Below are 21,914 nucleotides of genomic sequence, written 5' to 3'. Positions count from 1 at the left end.
TGTACCCGCGCGTCGATCGGACCCTGTCACCCGCATTGCAGCGCGCCGAATCAGGGCAAGCCTTAGCGAAGTTCGAAAAAGTTACAACCGCGTGACACCATCTGAGTATCGCCGCTGCGCGTTGCTCGGCGGTGCAGCAGTGTGGGAATGTGCTACGGGGAACGCAGTTTGCGGCGCGATGATCACGCGGCGCGTGCAAGCCTGCCGCGCCCCTTATGTGTCATTGGCTTTTAAAGGAGATCGTTATGACTTCCCGTCATCCTCACACCGGTCACGAATTGAGCCACGCGCGGGCGCATGAAGGTGACCGCGTCCAGCAAGACCATGATAAGGGCGGTCACCAGAGCGGGCATGGCAAGGCGCCAAGCCCGGTTGATATCCAGAAGGCGCTCAAGGGCATGGACTACCCGGCCAGCAAGGAAGATGTCATTCAATGCGCGCAACGCTCGCATGCCGACGACAGCGTGCTAGAGATGCTCAAGCGTATTCCGGAGCGAGAGTATGGCACCCCGGCTTCGGTATCCAAGGAAGTCGGAAAATTGATGTAATCCGCGCGTGCCGCGTGAGCATGACCATGACCGGCGGCGCAGCGTGGCGTTGGCGGCGCCGGGGCCCGATCTTGTTACTGCCGTTACTGCCTTATATTGGCGACATCCCCGCTACGGTCACCGTCATCAGCACGGTAACACTTCACCCAAGCCTTGATTACAATACCGCTAGTTAACGCGCCCGCCATGCGACGCGCGAGGCCAATCGCGTCACCAGCACCAGCATCGGAACTGCGTCGACGTCACCCAGTGCCAGCACCGGAGCTGCGCTGACGTCACCCCAGTACCGGAACTACACCGACGTCATTGAGGACGGCGGCCTAACACAGATATAGACGGCGCTGCCCGCAAAGATGAGAGATGGCGAGCATCTCGCAACCGATGATGCTCGCTGAGAACAGCAGCAAAGCGGCCTCGCCAGCGATTGGCCGCAGCAAGTTGGCGTCTTGCCCGTCGATGCAATAGGGTGAATGATCGAGCCGGGCAAGCGTGTCGCTTCCTTTATTGAGGCGTCAGTTCCTGGGCGGACGTATCGGCCTCGTTGCCCTGGGCGACCAGGACATGAATATTGCCGGGTACGATGTCGCCAATGCCGCCCGACGGGATCGTCAAGACGAGCCAATCGGCGTTGTTAGCTAAGCTGACCGGCGCGCTCGTCAGAATCGGCGTCTTCGTGCCGGCATGAGTGACGATGACCTGATACGTGCCACCGGATAGGTACACTGAATCTTGACCGGATTCGGGTACCGCATGCTGATAGGCGATGGAGGACACCGTGGGTGTCACGCTGGAGATGTCGGTACCGGGCGCCACGACGTAGATGTCCACGTTTGGCGCGTTAAACGACGCATTGAATCCCCGTACGCGTGCCTTGTCCGAGAGCAAGCCCTTGTCATACGGATCGTCGATCACGGAGACCGCGGATGGCGAACCCTGGATTGCAATAGTCGTGTAATGGTGTCCTTTGGCTGCATTGAATGCCTGTGAGGCCAGCGTCAAAGACGTGCCGGTTGCATTGTAGGTGGCGGTCTGGGTGCCTGCGCCGACATCGCGATAACGCGTGACGCCCTTGTACTGTACGTCGGTCGCGTTCGCTTGCCCGTTTAGGTAGTAATCCAGATTCGGGCTAATCGGAACGGCATTGATGAACCTTGCCTGCGGAGAACTCAGCCCGAGTTCGGTGCCGAGGTCCTTTCCTCCCCCACTACACGCGCCCAACATCAGCGTGGCCAGGGTCAACGTCGCAACGGTACGGATTGATTTCATAACATCCTCTTAGTTATCGGTAGAACAAAGCGAACGAATGCTGAATTCGGTTGTGGCAACGGTGTTTTGCTTGACATCGCATTCGTATATGGCTTTGGTCTGGTATTTCAACAATGGCCTCATCGTATTGTTCAACGGACATATCGGGGGCGTTTCGAAAGAGCAAGTGTTGTTCCCGGACGACGTGGGCTACGCAGCTGGTCCGGCTGGTACGCAGCTTGCATAACCGGAACGCTACGGCAAGCGGCGATAAGCCGACAATACGGCGCGCGTGCGCCGCAGGATCACACGAAGGAGGCTCCATGGCGTCACGAATGATTTGGAAAGGCGCGATCAGTTTTGGCCTCGTGCATGTACCGGTGCAGCTATATCCGGCCACCCGGACGGTGAAGCCATCGTTCCGGATGCTGGACAAGCATTCGATGGATCCGATCGGCTATCGGCAGGTCAACAAGCGCACAGGAAAGGAAGTGTCGCGCGAGGATATCGTGCGCGGCTATGAGTACGACAAAGAGCGCTATGTGGTACTGACCGACGAGGAGATCCGCGCGGCCAATCCAGACTCGACGCAGACGGTCGATATCTTGACCTTTGTCGATTCGAAGGCCGTGTCGTTTCTGTACGTTGATACGCCGTACTATCTCGTGCCGGATCGGAAGGGCGAAAAGGTCTACGCGTTGCTTCGCGACGCGTTGAAAGCGACCGGTAAAATCGGTATCGCGTTGGTCGTGATGCATGGCCGCCAACACCTTGGCGCACTGATTCCGGTGGGTCCGTTGCTCGCGCTGGACACGTTGCGCTGGAAGGATGAACTACGGGCGTTGGCTGAACTCCCGCTGCCGGAAGTCGACGCGAGGAGGGCTGGCGTCACGGCTCGTGAGCTGGAGATGGCCAAGAAGCTCATTGATGACATGAGCGGCGAATGGAAACCCGAGGACTACCACGATACGTTCCGGGACGACATCCTGGCGTTGGTTGAAAAGAAGATCCGAGCGGACAAGACGAAAAAAATCCCAAGTATTGAGAGCTCGGCAAAAAGGCGGGCCGCCGATGTGGTTGACTTATCTGAGCTGTTGCGGCTCAGTCTTGGGCAGCGCAAGGATGGATCGAGCATCGACGAGGATATGGCCGGTGCCGACAAGCGGAAAAAAACGACTGCCCGCAAGGGGCCCGTTACGAAAGCGGGCAAGGGCGGAGCGAAAACTGCGGCAGTATCCAAAAAAACTTCTCCGGGCAAGCGCCGCGCCGCGTGATAGGGGTAAAAGCGTTTTGTCTTGTTATGGACGAAGATCATAACGCAGTGCTTCGTATCACAACGGATCATCTCGTATTTTGTGACACAATTGATGGGCGTTGACCACTATAATTCTGGTCCGCCAACGCCACCCGCGTAAGCAACGCATTTAATCGCACAGCATTTATGAGATCACCGATCGCGTACGCTATATTTTTGGTTTTGTTGTTTAGCAGTTCTTCCAAAATATTCGCCAGCCCAGAAAAAAAGGGGCAACAAGAAAAACAGCTTATTATAACTGGAAAGATCAACCCCGGCGCATGTGAAATAGCTGAACTGTCCCCTTCGCGAGTCAACCTCGGGACCTTGGATTCACTTCATCTGGAGAGAAATATGGTGACGCGATTGGAACCGCAGGACGTCAAAATTGGTATCCAATGCACCGCGCCTACGTCGATAGCGATCCGATCGAGCGATGATATAGGTGTTGCTAATCCGTTCGCGATAGGCGGTACGCTACTCGACAATGCAACGGCAACGCTAAGTGAAAGACTTGGGTCCCTAAGAGGTACGCTCGCTTCCAATGGCAAACCGATTGGCGTATACGCAATCGAGTTGCATGATATGCGATACGCGGACGAACGGGGCGAAGGTGATGCGGAACCTTTGGGAAGAAAACAAGGGATGGAAGGGTGGGAAGCGTTCGATAACGGTACGGGCGACTCTCGACTACTTAACGGCCCATTTGATGAGTTGACATGGTCCTCGGATGGGATTAGTCCTGTCAATGGTATGCTTTTTGATGCAACACTAAAAATCATACCTTACATTATACCGACCGGTCAGTTGAACCTCACCGATACTATCGATTTTGAAGGAAAAACCACCATTACGCTAACGTATTAACTCGCATCAAGCAGTGTTGTCTAGACGGAATTTCAAATTGAACGTACTGAAGTATTGGCGCGCAGTAGTATGCGCGATCCAGGCGCTTGTATGTGCCTATCTCGGAATGGGGCCGCATTATGCCGCCGCAGTCGGTGTCGTGCCGGAGACCTCAGCTGTACTGATCGACGAAAATAGCGGCGAGGCGGCGATCAAAGTGCGCAACGCCGATGCTCATCCGATTATCTTGCACACGGCCATCATCGATACAAAAGAGGACCCTGACAGGCTAATCGTGGCCACACCTTTGGCGGCCAGACTTGAGCCGGGTGAGTCCCAGCTGGTTCGCTTCATGTTGATCAACAAGGAGCCACTAAAATGCGAGCGGATGAAACGGGTCGTATTCGAGGGGCTGCCACCCGAACTATCCAGCCATAATGCAGTCGATTTGATCGTGCGGCAAGACCTTCCGGTCATTGTCAAGCCGGCAGCTTTGCCCGTAGACAAGGAACCGTGGAAACGATTAACGGCACAGGTCCGGGACGGCATGGTGACTTTATCGAACCCGTCTAACTATGTCGTACGACTGGAACAGCGTGCCCAGCTTCTGCCGCGCAAGACCACGGTTACGTTATCCCGTCGCTATATTCTGCCCGGCGAACAAGTCCGGGTCGGTGAGGCGAGGCAAGCCGGCACTAAGACGATTCGTTTATTCCCGATGACGCGCTACGGCTATACAGCCAGTGCATATGATCTGCAAGTGACGGCCTCGCACTAAGCCTGGGCGGGGACCCATCGTGCAGCACCGTAACACCGCCACAGGGCACGCTTGGCCGGGTGTGCGATGCGCCCCCGCTGTATTGCTGTATGTCAGCATCACGAGCGCGAGCGCCGCTGCGTGGGCCACCGATAGTGAAGTCAAATTTGACCTGGATAGGCTGCGCGCTCGCGGTCTGCCGGTGGAACTTGCGAACTACTATGAACGTGGCGCCCGCTTCGATCCCGGTTACAACCGCGTATCGCTTTGGGTAAACGGCGCATCACGAGGAGAAATCCAAGCGTATTTCAAGCCGGATGGCAGCCTGTGCGTAACGCGTGAACTGCTCGAGCGCGCCAGCTTGAACGTTCCTGCGGGATTGGCGAGCCCGGCCGACGCGAGCTCTAGCCACGGGGCGTCCCATTCGTCACCGTGCGTCGACTATCAAGCTGCATTTGCGCAGACCTTGATAAAACTGATTCCGCATGCATCCCGCATCGAGTTGATTGTGCCGCCACAGGCGGTTCGTCGCCGAACGCGCGTACCGAAACAGTTTGATGACGGCGGTGTCGCAGGCCTGTTCAATTACGACGCTTATCTGTCTCAGTGGCGTCACCCGACCGGGACAAGCCGCAACTTCAACGTGCGCTCGGAGGGCGGCTTTAATGCCTATGGTTGGATCGTGAGATCGCATCAGTCGCTACGCGAATCGCGGCGCCGCCGATACTTGTTCCACGACAGAGCGTATGCGCAACGAACGTTGCCGGATATGCAAAAGACGCTGCAAGTTGGCCAGATCCTAGTGTCAAACGGGGTAATCGGTGGCATCCCACTCGATGGCGCACAGCTCACACCGGACACCGCGTTGCTTCGCACGCAACTGCGTGCACCGCGTGTGGAGGGCATTGCTTCTTCACAGGCAAGCGTCGTGATCCGGCAAGCCGGTCGCCAGATTTATTCAACGCTCGTTCCACCCGGCCCATTTGCGATAGACGACGTGGAACTGTACAGCGATATGTCCGACTTGACCGTGACGGTCACTGAGGAGGACGGATCTCGGCGCGAGTTCGTCGTGCCCGTTACGTCGCTTGGCGCGGGCGCCGCGGTCGATGCACCAGGATTTTCGTTGGCACTCGGCAATTTCAACGGCCGTACGATAACGTTTCCCGGGGCCGTGCTGACAGGCGCTGGCTGGCTTGGTCCGGCCAGCAGCGCGGCAGCCGCTGCGATCGTGGCACAGCATTACCAAGCTGCGGGAGCAGCGCTGACGGTCTTGCCACGGCGTGGCCCGATGCTTGCGACGCAACTGCTCGCCTCACGACATTCACCGGCATCCGCTTCCGGCATTCGCGCCAGCATACGTGTGAGCAGCCACCTGGGCCGCGACTTTTCCGCCAGTGTATCCGCGGGCGCTCGGAGTGCAGGCTTTCGCCATCTCTTTGATTCGAGAGCGAACAGCAGGCGATGCAGTGCAATGGATTATTCGGTTCAGTTGAACTATGCGGCACCCTATGGATCGGTCGCTCTTGGGTACGGGCAGTCATTTGTTGCCGGCAGCACGACGGGGCGCTACGTGAATGGCGCGATTTCAATGCAAGTGGCCGGCGTATCGGTCGGGCTGGTAGCCCGATGCGATTCATCCCGTTTTGGCAAGGCACGCACTTCGACATACCTGAGCGTTAGTGTTCCACTGGACCGCACTGGCGTTCGCGCACACGCGTCGCTGACAGACTCGGCGCTCCGGAGCGGCATGCGGATGAACCATTCGCTGGGCAGCAGAACGCACTATAGCGGGTCATTTCAGCGCGACCATGCGCGCGGCGACACGTCGGTCGACGTGGACGTGAGTCATGGCAACCGTTTTGCACGTATGTCAGCCGGTGTGTTGCGTTCGTCACGGGCGTTATCCTACTCGGCGGCATTGAGCGGCTCATTGGCGGTACACCGCGACGGGTTCGGATTTTCTCCTTACCGGATCGGAGATACGTTCGGTGTTGTATCGACATCTGGCGTGCCTGGCGTGACGATTCTCACGCGTGCGGGTGTCGTGGAGACGGATCGCACTGGCCATGCGATATTGCCGTCGCTGCCCGCGTACGTGGCCTCGCCTGTCGAGATTGCGACACGTAGCTTGCCACGCAACGCCGACGTGGACAATGGCTACCGGGCCGTGCAGCCCGCACGAGGTTCAGTGCAAAAGGTCCGATTCAACGTGACGACGGTACGCCGTGCGCTGCTGGAGGTATCGACAAAGGGCGGCTCGACGATCCAGCGCGGGACTCCCGTACTGGATGGCATGGGCAATATGGTTGCGACCGTACTGGACGATCAGCAGGTGTTCCTGCCGCTCGCTACGCCAGAGAAACCCTTGACCGTCCGACTCACGGATGGTGGACGTTGCCAACTCACCTACACGTTACCTGACGAGCCGGATCCCAAGCGCACGTTTGAGCGTGTGCCAGCGTACTGTATTCCGGTTCCAACGGAACGGTAACAGTTTACCTTCAATTTTTTTATTTATATATATATATCTGTAATAGTAGTTAACAACAACCGCGTCACGCTGTGGATAACTGCAAAAACACGTTAACGGATCAATACGATACTGTTCTGATAACGCTATGCGGGGTCGGGGGATAGCACAGGCAAAAGTGGGATAACGCGTCTGCGGCTCTGCGTTGCCAATGCATTGTCCAGATTTCACGCAACAGCTGTGCATCCGGCTATCCAGAGGTTGTCCAACGCCATGAGTGGATAACTGTCCAGCACGGGTGCTGGTCGACTGCCTTGGAGGTTGATCGCGCAGCGGCCCGGACGGCTAAGCAGGCAAGTTTGACGACGCGCGCTGATGGACGGCGTTGGGCGAGCACGCTACTCTTCCTATAATTGCACTTCGTGTGCACTGGTTGACGCAGATCTTCGCAGCGGTTGCGTGGTTGGCTGCACGACCGTGCGCCCTCATCATGTCAATGGAGGCCTGATATGTCGATTCGCATAGGCGACGAAGCACCCGATTTCACCGCCGATACCACGGAAGGTCAGATTCGTTTCCACGAATGGATCGGCGACCATTGGGCGATTCTGTTTTCGCATCCGAAGGATTTCACACCAGTGTGCACGACCGAGCTGGGCTACGTCGCGCGGCTGAAACCCGAATTTGACAAGCGCAACACGAAGGTGATCGGCCTGTCGATCGATCCGGTCAGCGACCACAAGCGTTGGGTGGGGGACATCGCCGAGACACAAGGCTATCCGATCAACTATCCGTTGATCGGTGATGAAAATTTGAACGTCGCGAAGTTATACGACATGATTCATCCCAATGCGAGTGCTGGGCCGCGCAACGCGAATGACAATGCGACCGTACGCGCGGTGTTCATCGTTGGTCCGGACAAGAAAATCAAGGCCACGCTCACCTATCCGATGAGCGCGGGGCGCAACTTTGACGAAATCCTGCGCCTGCTCGATGCGTTGCAACTGAACGCGAAGCATTCCGTGGCGACGCCGGCGAACTGGAAGCCAGGCGACGACGTGATCATCCCGACGTCGGTCTCCGACGAAGAAGCGAAGAAAAAGTATCCCGAAGGCTTTAAGAGGCTTAAGCCGTACCTGCGCACTGTCGCGCAGCCGAAGTAACCTAGGTGAGCGACCTCTCATCCGGACCGTTGCGGATGTGTACAGGGGGTTGCGTTTTTGAAGAGCTAGGGTTTATACTTAAATCCGTCTCCTCCATGTCTCCTCCGATATGGATTCAGCCCGCTGCATTGGCGGGCTTTTTTTTGCTCTCGTATTATTTGACCCTGATAAAAGAACGCTGTGACGCTCCATACGTGGTGGCTTTTCGTTGCAACCGTGTTCGTTGTATCGGCCATTCCAGGCCCGAACATGCTGTTGATGATGTCCTGCGGCGCGCGGTACGGCTTGCGCCGAAGCAGTTGGGCGATGGCCGGTTGCCTATCGGCGCTGATGCTGATGTTGTCCGTTTCGGCCGCCGGACTGGGGGTATTCCTGCAAGCTTGGCCAGCAATGTTCAACGTATTACGCGTGGCCGGCGCTGCTTACCTGGTGTACCTGGGCATCAAGGCGTGGCGTGCGCCGGTGGAGTCGGCGCCGCACGGTGCGGCCGATACGCGACCGGTCGAGCGTGATGCGGCGCATCGTGTCACGCGCTTTGCGATGTTTCGCACAGGCTTTCTGGTGGGCGCGAGTAATCCGAAGGCCATACTTTTCGCTGCCGCATTGCTGCCGCAGTTCATTAATGCCGCTGCGCCGACGTGGCCGCAGTTCAGTGTGCTGGTGCCAACGTTTGCGCTTATCGAGGTTGGTTGGTACGTGGTCTATGCCGGATGCGGCTCGCGGATCGGAGCACACCTTCGCAGCCGTAGCATGGCGAAGACGTTCAATCGGCTCACCGGCAGCGCATTCGTCGGCTTTGGCGCGCTGATGGCGCTGGTGCGGCATTAAGTGCCGGCTTAGTATGCGAAGTATAAGTATTGGAATGCGCGCACCGGGTGCCGGAAATCGGCAATGCGCGAGACGTCGTGAACGCGTCGGCGCTTAAAAAAGACGGATCGGCACGACGTAGGAAAGTTGTATCGTTGCAACACTGCGTAGGAAGACCCGGTATGGGCAGAAGTATGTTGCAATGCACCAAATAACTTGTTATAGTGAAGCCGTCTCCTCCATGTCTCCTCTGATATGGATTCAGCCCGCCGAACGGCGGGCTTTTTTTCACCGTGCATCATGGCGACAGCGAAAGCCGCTGCGGTGATTCGACGCACGTCGCGCGTCAGAATTGATTTATACGTCAGTGTCAGGTAAGTCAGGACTAGGGAGGTCTTGAGTTCTCCGTCCGTCACAGCCAGTTTGATGCTATCGGTAGCTTTCACAATCAGCGATGACGTCGTTTTCAGTAGAAAATGCGTCACCGCTGCCTGCAACGTCAGGCCGTTAATCCGATCCGTTCGTCTGCGTCGATGGCGAGGTTCATGCACTGCACGGCTGCGCCGGATGCGCCCTTGCCGAGATTGTCGAGCCGTGCGATCGTCATGATGCGCTCTTCGTTACCGAAGACGAACAAGTCGACGCGATTGGTGTCATTATTGGCTTGCACATCGAAAAAGCCATCGTCCAAGTTCTCCGGCGCACCCAGCGGCATGACCCGAACAAACACTTCGCCGGCATAGTGGTCGGCCAGCACGGCATGAACGTCGGCTGGTGTCACCCGGCGTGCCAATTGCGTCGCGGGAAGATAGGTCGTAACCGCGAGCCCTTTGTAGAACGCGCCGACGATCGGTGTAAACGCCGGCATTACCGTCAGCCCGGAATGGATCGTCATTTCCGGCAGGTGTTTATGCACCAGCCCAAGCGCGTAGGGGCGCGGACTCGATAATGCGGGAGTCGGGTTGCCCTCGTAGGCCGCGATCAATTTTTTGCCGCCACCACTGTATCCGGTGATCGAATAGGCTGTCGCGACGAAGCTGGCCGGCACGATACCGGCATCGACCAGCGGGTGCATGGCCAGCACGAACGCCGACGCATGGCATCCGGGCACCGCAATGCGCTTGCTCGCGCGGATTTTTTCTCGCTGCGCGTAGTTCAGCTCGGGCAACCCGTACGCCCAGTCCGGTTGTGTGCGGAACGCGGTGCTAGTGTCGATGATTACCACGCGGTCGTTGTCAACTAGCGACACGGACTCGCGCGATGCGGTATCCGGGAGGCACAGAAACGTGACGTCGGAGGCGTTGATCAGCCGGCGCCGCTCGTCAGAATCCTTTCGCTTCGCCTCGTCAATACGCAATACCTCAATGTCGCGCCGCTGCGCGAGGTATTCATTGATTTTCAGCCCCGTCGTGCCGTCCTGCCCGTCGACAAAAACTTTGGTTGTCATTGCGCGCCCGCCTTATGCTCCGATACCGTTAAATAGGTATTTTAAGGCCCAGGGCGGGATAGATTCGTGGCGGTTACGAAAAAAATGCCGTTATCGGGTATAGGTCACGATGATCCGCGCGGCGGCGAGGGCGGCCACCGAGATTTCGTGTTCGAACATCGCGGCAGGACGCCCGCTGGCCAGCCGCAGGTCCTGAGTGCGCAGCGCCCACACGGTGACGATATAGCGATGCACTCTGCCGGCCGGTGGACATGGGCCGCCATAGCCGTCATCGCCAAAGTCGTTGCGGGCCTCGATGGCGCCGATCGACTTCAAAAAGCCCGATCCACTGGCATTGGCCGGCAATCGATGGACGTTAGCTGGAATGCCAGCGATGGCCCAGTGCCACCAGCCGCGACCCGGTGCATCGGGATCAAAGACCGTCACCGCAAAGCCCCGGGTGCCGGGCGGCGCGTTACGCCACGACAGGTCCGGGGAATGGTTGAATCCGTTGCAGCCGCCCTTGTTGTAGACTTGCGCGTGCGGCACGTCCTGGTTGGGGTGCAACGCCGCGCTGTACAATTCGAACGGGCGGTTCACGCTGCCCGCCGACGTCGGCATGGTGTTGGCGGGTGCATTATCCGCCTGGGCGAGAGGTTGTGCGATCAGCAGCCACCCGGCCATGGGCAAGGTCTGCCACACGCGAACAGGCAAACGGCGAGATGCTCGAGACTGCTGGCGACGCGGGCGCATGGGCCGGAAACCTCCTGTCCTTGACGCAACGTTGTTATAACGAACAGTCAGGCACAGCGCGTTCGGTGCCGGTCGGCCGGAGCGGGACCGGGCAGCGCCGGTAAACACACAGGCAGTCTATCATCCGGATCCGCTTGCAAGGTAGCTGCGGCGCCGGCGACCACGGCTGAGGGCCTTCCAGATGCGACAAAGCCGCCCGTTAGGGCGGCTTTGTCGCATCTGGCATCGACCTCGATGGGTTCCGCTATTGCGGCGCGGCCGTCGCGCCGCCATGCGCGGCCGACCATTGAGCGGGTGCGTGCAGGAATTTTTCGACTTCGTCTAGCGTTTTCGCGTCGAAGTACCCGTTGTCCTTGGCCACGCGCAACACGTCCCACCAGGTCGCCAGCGCGTGCAGATCGACGCCGACCTCCTTGAGCACTGACACGCTTTCCTTGAAGATGTGGTAGTGGAACAGCACGAAGCAGTGTTCGACGCTCGCGCCGGCGGTGCGCAACGCATTGATGAAGTTGATCTTGCTGCGGCTGTCGGTCGTCAGGTCCTCGACCAGCAGCACCCGCGAACCTTCTTGCAGAAACCCCTCGATCTGCGCATTACGGCCAAAACCCTTTGGCTTTTTGCGAACATATTGCATCGGCAGGCCCATGCGGTCGGCAATCCAGGCGGCGAACGGGATGCCGGCAGTTTCGCCACCCGCCACCGAGTCGATCTGCTCGAAACCGACACCGGCATAAATCGTCGATTCGGCCATGTCCATCAGCGCGCTGCGTACGCGGGGGTAAGAAATCAACTTCCGGCAATCAATATAGACCGGGCTCGCCCATCCGGACGTGAAGATATACGGCTTTTCGGCGTTGAAGTGGACGGCCTGGACCTCGAGCAGAATCCTGGCGGTGGTGTCGGAGATCGTTTGACGATCGATGCCTATCATCGGGAAAATCCTTGGAATCGGGGATGGGTCGGGCGGGACTGCGCGACGCGCGTAGCCCGTTATTATAGCTCAGTCGGACACCATGCTGGCTGACCGCGCCTGGGGTCACGGTACGCGCCGCGGATTGATCTTCCGTACCTGTGTAATCGGACAGCAGTTCATGGGGTGTACACTTATCGCCCCCGCCATATCCAATTTCCATCTATCTACACGTCGCACCATGGACGAACAACTGAAGCAAAGCGCTCTGGCCTATCACCAGAATCCAAAGCCCGGCAAGATCTCGGTCACTCCGACCAAGCCGCTGTCTAACCAATTCGACTTGTCGCTCGCTTACTCTCCAGGCGTTGCGGCCGCGTGCGAGGCGATCCATGCCGAGCCGCTCGACGCGCAGAAGTACACGTCGCGCGGCAATTTAGTGGGCGTCGTCACGAACGGCACGGCGGTATTGGGGCTTGGCAACATCGGGCCGTTGGCCGCCAAGCCGGTGATGGAGGGCAAGGGTTGCTTGTTCAAGAAATTCGCCGGTATCGACGTGTTCGACATCGAGCTTGCGGAATCTGATCCGGACAAGCTAGTCGAAGCGATCGCGATGCTCGAACCGACCCTGGGCGGCATCAATCTGGAGGATATCAAGGCGCCGGAGTGTTTCTACATCGAGCAGAAGCTGCGCGAGCGGATGAAGATCCCGGTGTTCCACGACGATCAGCATGGCACGGCGATCATTGCGTCGGCGGCGATTCTGAACGGCCTGAAGGTCGTCGGCAAGAACATCGCCGAGGTGAAGTTGGTCGCCTCGGGCGCGGGCGCGGCGGCGATTGCGTGCCTGGACCTGCTGGTCAAGCTCGGTCTGAGCAAGGACAATATTCTCGTGGCCGACTCCAAGGGCGTGATCTATGAGGGACGCGGCCATCTCGATCCGTCCAAGCAACGCTATGCCGCGCACACCGATGCGCGCACCCTAGCTGACGCGATCAAAGGTGCCGATGTGTTCCTCGGTTGCTCGAGCGCTGGCGTGCTGAAGCCGGACATGGTCAGGGAGATGGCCAGCAAGCCGTTGATTCTGGCGCTGGCCAATCCGGAGCCGGAGATCCGGCCGGAGGAGGCCAAGAAGGTCAGGCCTGATTGCATTATCGCCACAGGCCGCTCCGACTATCCGAATCAGGTCAATAACGTCCTGTGTTTCCCGTTCATCTTCCGCGGCGCGCTCGACGTGGGGGCGACCACGATCACCGAAGAGATGAAGCTCGCCTGCGTGCGCGCGATCGCGGAGCTGGCCGAGGAAAGTGACCAGGGCGACGAGGTGGCTAAGGCGTACGAGGGCCACACGCTCGAATTCGGCCCTGAGTATCTGATCCCGAAGCCGTTCGATCCGCGACTGATCATCAAGATCGCGCCAGCTGTCGCGCAGGCGGCGATGGATTCACGCGTCGCGACGCGTCCGATCACCGACATGGAAGCCTATCGGGAGCAGCTTGCCACGACGGTGTACCGCACCGGCATGGTAATGCGACCCGTATTTGCCGCAGCCAAGGCGTCCAACGCACGGATCGTGTTCGCCGAGGGCGAGGACGAGCGCGTGCTGCGCGCCGCACAATTCGTGTTGACTGAGCGCATCGCCAAGCCGATCATCGTCGGACGTCCGGCCGTGGTCGAGATGCGGTTGAAGAAGATGGGTTCGAAGCTGCGCGCCGGCCACGACTTCGAGGTCGTCGATCCGGAAGACGATCCGCGTTACCATCGGTGCTGGCAGGACTACCACGAGCTTGGCGCGCGCGCGGGCGTGACGCCCGAAGTGGCCAAGGCCGCGATGCGCAAGTCGAACACATTGATCGGCGCCATGCTGGTGCGGCTCGGCGACGCCGACGGCATGGTGTGCGGCTTGATCGAATCGTTCCATAGCCATCTAAAGTACATTGATCAGGTGCTGGGCCGCGCCAGCGACGCGCAGCACTATGCGGCGATGAACCTGCTGATGTTGCCTGGCCGTAACTTGTTCATTTGCGATACCTACGTGAACGAAGTGCCGAGCGCGGAGCAGCTTGCCGACATGGCGATCCTGGCGGCGCGCGAGGTCGAGAAATTCGGCATCGTGCCGAAGATCGCATTATTGTCGAACTCAAATTTCGGCAGCGTGCCGACGGCTTCCTCGCAGCGTATGGCGCAGGCTCGTGCGTTGATTGCCGAGCGTGCCGCGCACTTAGAGGTCGACGGCGAAATGCACGGCGATGCGGCGCTGTCCGAAGTAATCCGCAAGCAGGCGATGCCCGGCACCACGCTCAGCGGAGAGGCGAATCTACTGATTATGCCGAACGTCGAGGCGGCCAACATTACGTACAACCTGCTGAAGATGATTGGCGGGGAGGGCGTAACGGTCGGGCCATTCTTGCTCGGTGTAGCAAAGGCTGTGCACATTCTGACGCCGGCGTCCACCGTGCGCCGCATCATCAACATGACTGCGGTGGCATCGGCCAACGCACGCGTTGGCTGAGCGGCGCCTCATCGTTGCAGTCGGTTGTCCCTGCCGGCTGCCGTAGCCAGCGACGCGCGCCTCTTGAATCAGCGGCGGATCAGGCCAGCGGATATTGAGTTCGCTGGCCGGCTGCGCACGCGTTCAGGATCCACATCGACGGAGGCGGAGGACTCGACGACTCGGTCACGCATTTCATGGCGGTCCACAGCTCCGGTTTGCCTTCCTCCGATTAGAGCTTGAGATCACCAAAGCTTCAAAAGAGTCGTGGTGTCTTGTGGACACGTGGACTCAGTGCGTTATTTTTGTCGTTGCCCAAAATATTCGCACTTGGGTCAATCCCCCACATGCGCAGCGGTAGGACGCGCTCCTGCCTGGCAACAGGCCAGCGACAGTGTTGGCTGGAGGCGTGAGGGGGATACGCGGATACGTTGCGTTGCTCGGTCCCGGCGCAGTGGGGCTGGCTTGTTGGCGTAAGTGAATGTGCGGCTGGAAAAGTGGGGCGGATTGGGAGGCGGGACGGACGATGATCCGCGCGCGGACGCACCCACTGAGGGTGTGCGCCGCGCCGGCTAAGCGCTGCGACGCCGACGGCAGCCTTCCGTGCCGCGGTCGGATCGTGGCCAGAGGTCGTAGCGTGCTATGCGATGACCGGCGACATGGACTATCTGCAGCGATGGTTTGACGCGTCCAGCCTCACACCATCAGTGAGGCGTGAGGGTATCAAGCGGCCAGCCCGGCAGGCACCATGCGGAAAATATCGAATAGCTGGGACGCGCGCCGCGCCTGGCGCTTCATCGCGTAGTCGAACATCGCAGCCTGTTCTTGCAGCAGTTCGGCCATGATGCTGGATGGGTCTGCTGGCGGCAGCGTCAGGTATGCGTCGGCTTCCCCGTGCGCGTATTCGATTTTCATGCCAGCCTTCCTCGCGATGTGCATCATCGTCAAATTGCGCGACAGGCAATGCATATACAGCGTCGTCACGCGGGTATTCCGGCCACGCATCGCGGCGCGCTCAAACAGTTGCGTGCCGATGCCGCGGCCACGGGCGCACTCAAGCACCGACACGCCGAACTCCGCGGTACGCTTGTCGCCGTTGTCAGGCAGATAGGCAAGATGACCGACACCAACCAACTCGAGGTTGTCGTCGAAGACGCCGAACACCGTATCGCGGGAAAAGTCGATACCCTCGACGTAGTGTTCGATCAGATGGTCGGGAACCCGTTGCCCAAACCGCAGCAGCCGGTCGTCATCGCTCAGCGACAGGAAGTGTGTGTGCAGCCGTACGCAATCGCGTGGCGACAATTCACGCACGAGCGCCGCTTTTGGCGAGGCGCGGCGCAAATCATGCACCGTTATCGGACCAGGGGCCGAGTTCAACGCTTTCATCGGGTTCTCCTGCGGGCGGCGGGCTTACCGCCTGCCCAGCTCGCATCAGTTTCTGATGCACTGCAATATGCATTTTACAGGAAAACCCTAAATTTCTCCGGGAAAACCCTGAGTTGGATTGGAATGGATGTTCTAAAACCGCCATCAAGTAGCGTAAAAACGCCTTATGACAGGCGTTGTGGGTGCTATTGAGCCCCAACGCGGGGCGGATTGTCACAGCTAGGGCACGATTGCTGCAACGTCCGGCGGCGCGACCAGTCCGCGTTCGAGCACGGCGACGACCTCGTTTGCGAAGTTCGCGTAGGTCATCGTGCCGCTCGGCTTGAGCCACGTGAAGGTCCAGTTGATCATGCCGAACACCATCATGGTGAGCGCCATTTGGTTGGACTTGGTCACGCGCCGCGGATAGGCGCGAGCCAGCTGGCGTGCAAACGCGGCAACGATGTCGCGTTGCCGGTCCAGGATGATTTCGCGCTGCGTTTGCACCAGATACTTGACGTCGTTGAGCAACGCGACATGTCGCGTGTGCGACGTTTCGTACTCAGCGAGGAAAGCGCGGATTAACTCCGCGAAGGTTTGCTGCTCGTTCAGTTCCCGTCGCTGACTGGCGCCCTCGACCTCGGCGATGATCAGCATTAGTCGCTTCGTGTACCGGTCCAGCAAATCGAACAAAATGGCCTCCTTGCTCTCGTAATAATGGTACAGGCGCGCTTTCGACGTGCCGCTGGCCGCGGCCAGTTCCGCCATCGACGTGCTCGGGTAGCTGGTCTGCGCGAATTTCTCGGCGGCCAGATTCAAGATCTGCTCGCGCTGGCTTTCGTGATCAGGAGCTCGGGTGCGGGCCATGGGGCAATTCGGTTGAGGATCTGTCCGGTTAGCGTGACATACACGTCGCCGGCCTACGGCCGCCGCACTTGCACATCACGCCACTGTTGACGCGCCTCGCCGCTGAGCGCGAGGCGGCCGGCCGTGACCAGTTCCCTGCACCGCCACAACGCGATCGCATCGGTCACGCAGACACCGAAGTCGACCTTCATGACCTGGGCGGCAACGTTGGTCGCCATTTGCCATCGATCATCGGTATGCTGTAACCATGCGTCGTCGATCGGCGCATAGGTGCCGGTCACGAAGCGGTTCTCGCGCCAGCATCGCACGTCGCCATTGAGCCGCCGCACGTCCTGCCACTCCAGCGCAAGCCGCCCGATGCGCAACACCGAAATCGGCGCGGCCTTCCGGATGCGCGCGGCCAGCGCGTCGGCGCCGAACATGCCGATTGTGCTCGCGCCGTCGGCACGCGGCGCGGTCTCGCGTGGCAACTCGCGTGTGCCAAGGGCCACTTCATTGAGCCGTTGCGGTTGGGTGCGCAGATACCATGCAACCCGACGCAGCATCAGTTGGTCCGACGCGCTTTGCGCGTGCCAGACGACGATATTCGTCGCTGCTGATCCGACGAGACGTTCCAACGTGGCGTTCTGCTCGTTCAGTTCGGACACGACATCCCGGTCCCGTTCGTCGAGGACTTGCTGCCAGAACGCCGCGCGTTCATGCACGTCGCTGTCGACAGCGCGGATCGGGCCAAATGCAAGATTGTCACGCAACGCAAGGACCTCCTCGTTGCGTTGTGTACTGGCCAGCGCTGCACGAAGCGAGGCGGCCGCCACATCCCCGTTGGTAATATGGATTGTTGTCATAGAAGTCGCCCGCTTACGCGGTAAGCGGGCCCGCGCTGCGCGGTTCCCGGCATGCCGCCAGTGCGCTGCGCGAGCCAGGCTATATGTGAACAGGCGCTAGTGTAAGCGATCGTTCCGGATCGTGGCCGGCGACGCAGCGAATGAGAACGGCCGACAGCGCAGTGCCGGCTCAGCGTTCGTCGTAGCTGACTACCACGCGTTCGCTGACCGGGTGGCATTGGCAGGTGAGGACAAAGCCGGCATCCACTTCTTGGGGCTCGAGCGTGTAGTTCTTCTCCATCCGGACTTCTCCCTCGATCACCTTGGCGCGGCACGTGCAGCACACGCCGCCCTTGCACGCGTACGGCAGCGCGAGCCCCGCGCGCAATCCAACATCGAGCAAGCTCACGCCTTCATAGGGCAGGCGCAGCTTGCGGCGCTTGCCGTCGAGCATGATTTCCAGGTCCGCCGCAGGAGTGTGTTCGGTTATTTCGACCGGTGGTACGCCGGCTTGCGGCAGCGGCGTGCCAAAGCGCTCCACATGGATGCGCTGTTGCGGCACCCCGGCGGCTTTCAATGCGTCCTCGGCGGCATCCATCATCGGCGCTGGTCCGCAGATGAAGGCTTCGTCGATCGATTCGGCCGGCACCAGCGATTGCAGGAAGGCGTCGCACTTGGCCCGGTCCAGCACGCCATTGAACAGCTCGACATCCTGCACATCGTCCGACAGCACGTGATACAGGATCAGCCGGTTCATGTACCGGTTTTTCAGGTCTTCCAATTCCTCGGCGAACATGATTGCGTCGACGCTGCGATTGCCGTAGATCAGCGTAAAAGTGCTGCGCGGCTCGACATCCAAGGTCGTCTTGATAATGGCCAACACCGGTGTGATGCCCGAGCCTCCCGCGAACGCGAGATACTGTTTGTCGTGATCGGCATTTAAGTGTGTGAAAAAGCGACCATCGGGCGTCATCACATCGATTGTGTGTCCCGGTTGCAGTGTGTCGAACGCAAAGTTCGAGAAGCGGCCGCCGCGCACCCGTTTGATGCCGATGCGCAATTCGCCGTCCCGCTCGTAGTCGGTGACGCCGACGCAGATCGAATACGAGCGGCGCGTTTCCTCACCGTTGATATGGGCCTTGAGCGTGACGAACTGCCCTTGCGTGAACCGGTACGCATCGCGCAGTTCGACAGGAACCTCGAAAGCGACCGAGACTGCGTCCGGCGTTTCGGCGCGCACTTCGCGGATGCGCAGCGGATGAAATTGCACAGTGGCCATATTAATATGGTTTGAAGTAATCGAAAGGTTCACGGCAGGTAATACAGCGGTATAGCGCCTTACACGCGGTCGAGCCGAACTGCGACAGCCGCTCGGTGTTCGGCGAGCCGCAGTGCGGGCAGGCGGGCTGTTGCGCTTGCTCGCGTTCGTCGCGCGACACGATCCTGACCGGCTGCTGCGCTTGCGTTCCCTGCGTCGCGCAAGTCCGTGACGGCGGTGCGATCCCGTAGCGGCGCAGCTTTTCGCGCGCGCCCTCGGTGATCCAGTCGGTGGTCCATGCAGGCGCGAGCACGCTGATGACACGGTGCGGCGCGAGCCCCACGCCATCCAGCGCCGCGCCGATGTCCTCGGCGATCTGCGCCATTGCCGGACAACCCGAGTAGGTTGGCGTGATCACCGCTTCAATGACGCCGTCTGGTGCCTGTCGCACGTCGCGAAGAATGCCGAGTTCGCGGATCGACACGACCGGGATTTCCGGGTCGGGTACCGCGTCCAGCGCCGCCCACGCGCGGGCAACGGGTGAAGTGTCGGTCGAACTGTCTGGCATGCGTTTCTCTGTCGAATTCGGAAGCCGGTGCGAATGCCGGAATGGGGCCGAGAGTGGCCCGCACCGTCCTACCAGCGGGCGCCGGGATGCTGGCGGGCCAGACTCTGCATTTCCGCCAGCAGATAGCCCATGTGCTCGGAGTGCTCGCCCAGCTTGCCTGTCGTCACATATTGACCCATGGTCGGCCACGCAAGCGTGGCTTCGTTGAGCGCCGCCCGGACATGCGCCGACCAGTCTGGCTGCAGCGTCGCGTTCCGCGGGCCGATGCCCTGTGCCGCGATGGACTGCTCGAGTTCGTCGCCGGAGAAGAACTCGCTCGTGTACGGCATCAGGAAGTCGACTGCGGCCTGTGTGCGGCGATGTGATTCGTCTGTGCCGTCGCCAAGCCGTACCAGCCAGTCGCGCGCGTGGTGCACGTGGTATCGCGTTTCCTTGAGCGATTTGGCGGCGATCGCGGCCAACTCGGCATCGCTTGAGTGCAGCAGCGCATTCCAGACGAGCAGCATCAGCGTTGAATACAGAAAATGGCGCACGATCGTTACCGCATAGTCCCGGTCGGGGCGTACAGTGCCGCCATACGGGCCGGCGTGCGGCAGCTCGAGCATCGTGTAATTGCGGAATTCGCGCTCCTCACGGAAGAACGCGTAGTCGTCTTCATCGCGCGCTTGACCAGTGAGCGCGGCCTCCAGTGAGCCGGCGTGCGTATAGAGCAGCCGGGCCTGGCCGATCAAGTCCAGGCTGATATTGGCCAGCGCGATGTCCTCTTCGAGGACCGGGCCATGCCCGGTCCATTCAGCATTGCGCTGGCCGAGAATCAAGGCGTTGTCCGCGAGGCGCAGCACATACGCCAGATGGTGTTGCGTTGGCATGGGCGTGGTCCGTCCTGACTTTACATGTGGTTGACTTTGTCCGGTAACTGGTAGAAGGTCGGATGGCGGTATATCTTGTCGCCGGCCGGATCGAACAGTTCGGACTTTTCTTCGGGCGCCGATGCGGTAATCGCCGCGGCTGGTACGACCCAGATGCTCACACCTTCTTGCCGGCGCGTATAGACGTCACGCGCCATGCGCAGCGCCATTTGTGCGTCCGCCGCATGCAGGCTGCCACAATGTTTGTGGTCCAGCCCCTGTTTGCTGCGTACAAATACTTCCCAAATCGGCCATTCTTTGCTCATGGGTTCCTCCTCGATCCTTGCTGGCGCACCACTACGCCGCTTTCTGTTTGTTGCGCCGAGCCTGCTTGGCCTCGTACGCTAGCGCCGCCTCGCGTACCCAGGCGCCGTCCTCATGCGCCTTCACACGCGTGGCCAGCCGCTCGCGGTTGCAGGGGCCGTCGCCGTTGACCACGCGCCAAAATTCTTCCCAGTCCACTGTGCCGTAGTCGTAGTGGCCGCGCGCCTCATTCCACTTCAAATCCGGATCGGGCAGCGTGACGCCGAGGACCTTGGCCTGCTCGACGGTCGCATCGACAAATTTTTGCCGAAGGTCGTCGTTCGATATGCGCTTGATACCCCATTTGGCGGACTGGTTGCTGTGCACCGAGTCTTTGTCGCTCGGACCGAACATCATGAGCACTGGCCACCACCAGCGGTTCACGGCCTGTTGCACCATCTCGCGCTGTGCTGCGGTACCCTGCATCATGACCAGCAACGCATCGAAGCCTTGGCGTTGGTGGAACGACTCTTCCTTGCAGATGCGGATCATCGCGCGCGCATAAGGGCCATACGTGCAGCGGCACAGCGGGATCTGGTTCATGATCGCAGCGCCATCGACTAGCCACCCGATCACGCCGACGTCGGCCCAACTCGGCGTGGGATAGTTAAAAATGCTCGAATACTTTGCACGGCCGCTGTGCAGCGCATCGAGCATCTGATCGCGCGACACGCCCAGCGTTTCCGCGGCGCTGTACAGGTACAGCCCATGCCCGCCCTCGTCCTGCACCTTAGCTAACAGGATCGCCTTGCGTTTCAAGCTCGGCGCACGACTGATCCAGTTGCCTTCGGGCAGCATGCCGACGATTTCGGAGTGCGCGTGCTGTGAGATTTGCCGCACTAACGTCTTGCGATAGGCATCGGGCATCCAGTCCTGCGGCTCGACCTTGTCGTCCGCGGCGATGCGCGCGTCAAAACGCTGCTGATCTATGCTGGCAACGGGGCTGTCGGCCAGCGCGGTGTTGCCCGGTAGGTCGAGCGATTGCGTATACATGGGGAGTCTCCATCAGGATTCTCTACGCAGTATAAACCTACCGACCGGTCGGTTAATAGCTTTTTATCCTGTGAACCCGCTGCCGGTTAGGCGGCGCGTCATGCCGGTGGCC

Annotated in this window: 21 protein-coding genes and 2 pseudogenes; 10 read left to right on the top strand and 13 right to left on the bottom strand. The window is 59.8% G+C overall.

All coding sequences use genetic code 11. The annotated features are described in order from the left end of the window. The first annotated feature begins 245 nt into the window (after nt 1–245). On the top strand, nt 246–548 hold the full coding sequence (locus tag RA167_RS11730; protein ID WP_041752974.1) for a DUF2795 domain-containing protein: 303 nt from the start codon (nt 246–248) through the stop codon (nt 546–548). A 325-nt stretch (nt 549–873) separates the two neighbouring features. Here the strand turns inward: RA167_RS11730 and RA167_RS15685 are convergent. Together RA167_RS15685 and RA167_RS11725 are read right to left on the bottom strand one after the other, a co-directional pair. Continuing rightward, nucleotides 874–997, bottom strand: a pseudogene (locus tag RA167_RS15685) (divalent metal cation transporter); the annotation flags it as partial. Between the two features lie 52 nt (nt 998–1,049). Then, nucleotides 1,050–1,814, bottom strand: coding sequence for a DUF4397 domain-containing protein (locus RA167_RS11725; protein WP_076785677.1), 765 nt, complete (start codon nt 1,812–1,814; stop codon nt 1,050–1,052). Nucleotides 1,815–1,851: 37 nt separating this feature from the next. Here RA167_RS11725 and RA167_RS11720 point away from each other — a divergent pair, with 37 nt between their 5' ends. The 7 genes from RA167_RS11720 to RA167_RS11690 all read left to right on the top strand — a co-directional run bounded on the left by RA167_RS11720 (nt 1,852) and on the right by RA167_RS11690 (nt 9,154). Beyond that, complete coding sequence (locus RA167_RS11720) at nt 1,852–2,040, top strand: hypothetical protein (RefSeq protein WP_076785676.1); 189 nt, start codon at nt 1,852–1,854, stop codon at nt 2,038–2,040. A 76-nt stretch (nt 2,041–2,116) separates the two neighbouring features. Further along, nucleotides 2,117–3,067, top strand: a complete 951-nt coding sequence (locus RA167_RS11715) for a Ku protein (protein ID WP_076785675.1) — start codon at nt 2,117–2,119, stop codon at nt 3,065–3,067. A 167-nt stretch (nt 3,068–3,234) separates the two neighbouring features. Next, a complete protein-coding gene (locus RA167_RS11710; protein WP_076785674.1) occupies nt 3,235–3,954 on the top strand; it encodes a DUF1120 domain-containing protein in 720 nt (239 codons plus the stop codon). 37 nt (nt 3,955–3,991) lie between these two features. Next, entirely contained in the window at nt 3,992–4,711 is a 720-nt protein-coding gene (locus tag RA167_RS11705; RefSeq protein WP_076785673.1) for a fimbria/pilus chaperone family protein, read from the top strand. Between the two features lie 19 nt (nt 4,712–4,730). Further along, on the top strand, nt 4,731–7,184 hold the full coding sequence (locus RA167_RS11700) for a fimbria/pilus outer membrane usher protein (RefSeq protein ID WP_083705997.1): 2,454 nt from the start codon (nt 4,731–4,733) through the stop codon (nt 7,182–7,184). Nucleotides 7,185–7,672: 488 nt separating this feature from the next. Further along, nucleotides 7,673–8,326 (top strand): peroxiredoxin, encoded by a 654-nt coding sequence (locus RA167_RS11695; RefSeq protein ID WP_076785671.1) that lies wholly within the window; start codon nt 7,673–7,675, stop codon nt 8,324–8,326. Nucleotides 8,327–8,506: 180 nt separating this feature from the next. After that, nucleotides 8,507–9,154 (top strand): LysE family translocator, encoded by a 648-nt coding sequence (locus RA167_RS11690; protein ID WP_076785670.1) that lies wholly within the window; start codon nt 8,507–8,509, stop codon nt 9,152–9,154. Between the two features lie 478 nt (nt 9,155–9,632). Here RA167_RS11690 and argC read toward each other — a convergent pair whose 3' ends face one another. From argC to RA167_RS11675, 3 genes are all read right to left on the bottom strand, one after another. Further along, a complete protein-coding gene (argC, locus tag RA167_RS11685) occupies nt 9,633–10,580 on the bottom strand; it encodes an N-acetyl-gamma-glutamyl-phosphate reductase (protein WP_076785668.1) in 948 nt (315 codons plus the stop codon). Nucleotides 10,581–10,670: 90 nt separating this feature from the next. Then, nucleotides 10,671–11,243 (bottom strand): YbhB/YbcL family Raf kinase inhibitor-like protein, encoded by a 573-nt coding sequence (locus tag RA167_RS11680; protein ID WP_083703744.1) that lies wholly within the window; start codon nt 11,241–11,243, stop codon nt 10,671–10,673. Between the two features lie 313 nt (nt 11,244–11,556). Then, entirely contained in the window at nt 11,557–12,243 is a 687-nt protein-coding gene (locus RA167_RS11675) for an orotate phosphoribosyltransferase (protein ID WP_076785667.1), read from the bottom strand. A 220-nt stretch (nt 12,244–12,463) separates the two neighbouring features. Between RA167_RS11675 and RA167_RS11670 the strand changes: the two genes are divergently transcribed. Together RA167_RS11670 and RA167_RS11665 are read left to right on the top strand one after the other, a co-directional pair. Next, complete coding sequence (locus tag RA167_RS11670; RefSeq protein ID WP_076785666.1) at nt 12,464–14,734, top strand: NADP-dependent malic enzyme; 2,271 nt, start codon at nt 12,464–12,466, stop codon at nt 14,732–14,734. Between the two features lie 397 nt (nt 14,735–15,131). After that, nucleotides 15,132–15,390 (top strand): annotated as a pseudogene (locus RA167_RS11665) (Lrp/AsnC ligand binding domain-containing protein); the annotation flags it as partial. A 46-nt stretch (nt 15,391–15,436) separates the two neighbouring features. On the opposite strand, the gene RA167_RS11660 reads toward RA167_RS11665, so the two are convergent. The 8 genes from RA167_RS11660 to paaA form a co-directional block, all read right to left on the bottom strand. Beyond that, entirely contained in the window at nt 15,437–16,102 is a 666-nt protein-coding gene (locus RA167_RS11660) for a GNAT family N-acetyltransferase (RefSeq protein ID WP_083705996.1), read from the bottom strand. 219 nt (nt 16,103–16,321) lie between these two features. Beyond that, complete coding sequence (locus RA167_RS11655) at nt 16,322–16,948, bottom strand: TetR/AcrR family transcriptional regulator (RefSeq protein WP_076785664.1); 627 nt, start codon at nt 16,946–16,948, stop codon at nt 16,322–16,324. Between the two features lie 53 nt (nt 16,949–17,001). After that, complete coding sequence (locus tag RA167_RS11650; RefSeq protein WP_076785663.1) at nt 17,002–17,793, bottom strand: DUF1835 domain-containing protein; 792 nt, start codon at nt 17,791–17,793, stop codon at nt 17,002–17,004. Between the two features lie 169 nt (nt 17,794–17,962). After that, nucleotides 17,963–19,051, bottom strand: coding sequence for a 1,2-phenylacetyl-CoA epoxidase subunit PaaE (gene paaE, locus RA167_RS11645; RefSeq protein WP_076785662.1), 1,089 nt, complete (start codon nt 19,049–19,051; stop codon nt 17,963–17,965). A gap of 1 nt (nt 19,052) precedes the next feature. Then, a complete protein-coding gene (gene paaD, locus RA167_RS11640; protein ID WP_076785661.1) occupies nt 19,053–19,598 on the bottom strand; it encodes a 1,2-phenylacetyl-CoA epoxidase subunit PaaD in 546 nt (181 codons plus the stop codon). Between the two features lie 68 nt (nt 19,599–19,666). Then, complete coding sequence (paaC, locus tag RA167_RS11635; protein ID WP_076785660.1) at nt 19,667–20,467, bottom strand: 1,2-phenylacetyl-CoA epoxidase subunit PaaC; 801 nt, start codon at nt 20,465–20,467, stop codon at nt 19,667–19,669. A 20-nt stretch (nt 20,468–20,487) separates the two neighbouring features. Next, the gene (gene paaB / locus RA167_RS11630; protein WP_076785659.1) at nt 20,488–20,772 is read right to left on the bottom strand and encodes a 1,2-phenylacetyl-CoA epoxidase subunit PaaB; all 285 of its coding nucleotides are present in this window, start codon (nt 20,770–20,772) and stop codon (nt 20,488–20,490) included. Between the two features lie 31 nt (nt 20,773–20,803). Next, nucleotides 20,804–21,802 carry a 1,2-phenylacetyl-CoA epoxidase subunit PaaA gene (gene paaA, locus RA167_RS11625; RefSeq protein WP_076785658.1) on the bottom strand — a complete coding sequence of 333 codons (999 nt, stop codon included), beginning with the start codon at nt 21,800–21,802 and terminating at the stop codon, nt 20,804–20,806. Nucleotides 21,803–21,914 lie beyond the last annotated feature (112 nt).

It is taken from the genome of Mycetohabitans endofungorum, from assembly GCF_037477895.1.
In the GTDB taxonomy this organism is placed as follows: Bacteria; Pseudomonadota; Gammaproteobacteria; order Burkholderiales; family Burkholderiaceae; genus Mycetohabitans.
The sequence above is the reverse complement of the archived record's forward strand: the minus strand, read 5'-3'. Positions and strand labels throughout refer to the sequence as shown.

Excerpts from the sequence above, each read along its gene's own strand:
- RA167_RS11730 (WP_041752974.1), top strand. The coding sequence starts at position 246 with ATGACTTCCCGTCATCCTCACACCGGTCACGAATTGAGCCACGCGCGG.
- RA167_RS11725 (WP_076785677.1), bottom strand. The coding sequence starts at position 1,814 with ATGAAATCAATCCGTACCGTTGCGACGTTGACCCTGGCCACGCTGATG.
- RA167_RS11720 (WP_076785676.1), top strand. The coding sequence starts at position 1,852 with ATGCTGAATTCGGTTGTGGCAACGGTGTTTTGCTTGACATCGCATTCG.
- RA167_RS11715 (WP_076785675.1), top strand. The coding sequence starts at position 2,117 with ATGGCGTCACGAATGATTTGGAAAGGCGCGATCAGTTTTGGCCTCGTG.
- RA167_RS11710 (WP_076785674.1), top strand. The coding sequence starts at position 3,235 with ATGAGATCACCGATCGCGTACGCTATATTTTTGGTTTTGTTGTTTAGC.
- RA167_RS11695 (WP_076785671.1), top strand. The coding sequence starts at position 7,673 with ATGTCGATTCGCATAGGCGACGAAGCACCCGATTTCACCGCCGATACC.
- argC (WP_076785668.1), bottom strand. The coding sequence starts at position 10,580 with ATGACAACCAAAGTTTTTGTCGACGGGCAGGACGGCACGACGGGGCTG.
- RA167_RS11680 (WP_083703744.1), bottom strand. The coding sequence starts at position 11,243 with ATGGCCGGGTGGCTGCTGATCGCACAACCTCTCGCCCAGGCGGATAAT.
- RA167_RS11675 (WP_076785667.1), bottom strand. The coding sequence starts at position 12,243 with ATGATAGGCATCGATCGTCAAACGATCTCCGACACCACCGCCAGGATT.
- RA167_RS11670 (WP_076785666.1), top strand. The coding sequence starts at position 12,464 with ATGGACGAACAACTGAAGCAAAGCGCTCTGGCCTATCACCAGAATCCA.
- RA167_RS11660 (WP_083705996.1), bottom strand. The coding sequence starts at position 16,102 with ATGAAAGCGTTGAACTCGGCCCCTGGTCCGATAACGGTGCATGATTTG.
- RA167_RS11655 (WP_076785664.1), bottom strand. The coding sequence starts at position 16,948 with ATGGCCCGCACCCGAGCTCCTGATCACGAAAGCCAGCGCGAGCAGATC.
- RA167_RS11650 (WP_076785663.1), bottom strand. The coding sequence starts at position 17,793 with ATGACAACAATCCATATTACCAACGGGGATGTGGCGGCCGCCTCGCTT.
- paaE (WP_076785662.1), bottom strand. The coding sequence starts at position 19,051 with ATGGCCACTGTGCAATTTCATCCGCTGCGCATCCGCGAAGTGCGCGCC.
- paaD (WP_076785661.1), bottom strand. The coding sequence starts at position 19,598 with ATGCCAGACAGTTCGACCGACACTTCACCCGTTGCCCGCGCGTGGGCG.
- paaC (WP_076785660.1), bottom strand. The coding sequence starts at position 20,467 with ATGCCAACGCAACACCATCTGGCGTATGTGCTGCGCCTCGCGGACAAC.
- paaB (WP_076785659.1), bottom strand. The coding sequence starts at position 20,772 with ATGAGCAAAGAATGGCCGATTTGGGAAGTATTTGTACGCAGCAAACAG.
- paaA (WP_076785658.1), bottom strand. The coding sequence starts at position 21,802 with ATGTATACGCAATCGCTCGACCTACCGGGCAACACCGCGCTGGCCGAC.